The 934-nt window shown below is 38.0% G+C and carries 2 protein-coding genes; one reads left to right on the forward strand and one right to left on the reverse strand.

The window, feature by feature from the left end; all coding sequences use genetic code 11:
* Positions 1 to 69 precede the first annotated feature (69 nt).
* The gene (locus tag A3729_RS34530) at positions 70 to 300 is read right to left on the reverse strand and encodes a helix-turn-helix transcriptional regulator (RefSeq protein WP_068633647.1); all 231 of its coding nucleotides are present in this window, start codon (positions 298 to 300) and stop codon (positions 70 to 72) included.
* Positions 301 to 574: 274 nt separating this feature from the next.
* Between A3729_RS34530 and A3729_RS08500 the strand changes: the two genes are divergently transcribed.
* Positions 575 to 808 carry an EexN family lipoprotein gene (locus tag A3729_RS08500; RefSeq protein WP_068633649.1) on the forward strand — a complete coding sequence of 78 codons (234 nt, stop codon included), beginning with the start codon at positions 575 to 577 and terminating at the stop codon, positions 806 to 808.
* The last annotated feature ends 126 nt before the right edge of the window (positions 809 to 934 follow it).

A 934-nucleotide genomic window follows, 5' to 3' on the forward strand; every position in this document is an offset into this window, starting at 1 on the left:
AGGTGGAGGACATTTATTCCATTTTCGAAGATGTAACGGGGAGGAAAGTAGCATAAATGACTTTTCTTTTTACTCTAAAATCTTCAAACCTTCTAGTGGGTCAATACCTAGAACTTTAACTATCTGGGCATACTCTTGCACTGATATTCTTTTCTCGCCAGATTCAATTTTAGATACGTACGATTGATGCTCGTTTAGAAGTTTAGCAAATTCAATCTGTGTCAATTCCTTGGCTACCCTAGATTTAATAAGCCAATCTTGAAATCGTTTATATTTTGGTGTGTTAACAGACCTTTCCATATTGTGGTCATGTTATTAGCGTGCTAGCATTATCCCAAATTGGGATAATTGAGTGCTGTTAAGGAAACACAAGTGCGTTTTAGGTATCTAAGACCTGTATTAATTTCTTTAGTAGTTAGCTTGGGCGAATGGTGGAATTAATGATTCTGCTTTATGCAAAACTCATAGCCACCATTGATTGCCGAGGTAGCTTCCCGCTCTAGCAAGATTATTTTCGAGTACGCATTCAACGAAGCCTCACCAGATATGACTTAAACATCATAAGGATCTAATAATGAAAAAAACTGGAATATTTTGTCTGTCGCTTTCAACAATTTTTTTAAGCGGCTGCGGAGAATCGGTGCCAACTGTTGAAGAGTTAATAGCTGACGAAGATCGATTGATCGCATTGGTCGAAGAGTGCAACTCAATACCCAAAGCTGAGGCCGAAGAAAGTGAAACATGCCATGTGGTTATAGAGGCGCTTTCTAAGGCTATGGCTGATGGTTTCAACGCATTATTGAAGTAAATAAGGAATCGACATGAAAATAATTTTTGTACTTGTGTTATCTGTTTTTCTTACAGGGTGTGGGAGCCAAGACCCAAATGAAATTGTCGAAGAGTTTTACGAGTTGCTCATATATTCAGACCTTAA

The sequence above is a fragment of the Oleiphilus sp. HI0043 genome (genome assembly GCF_001634935.1).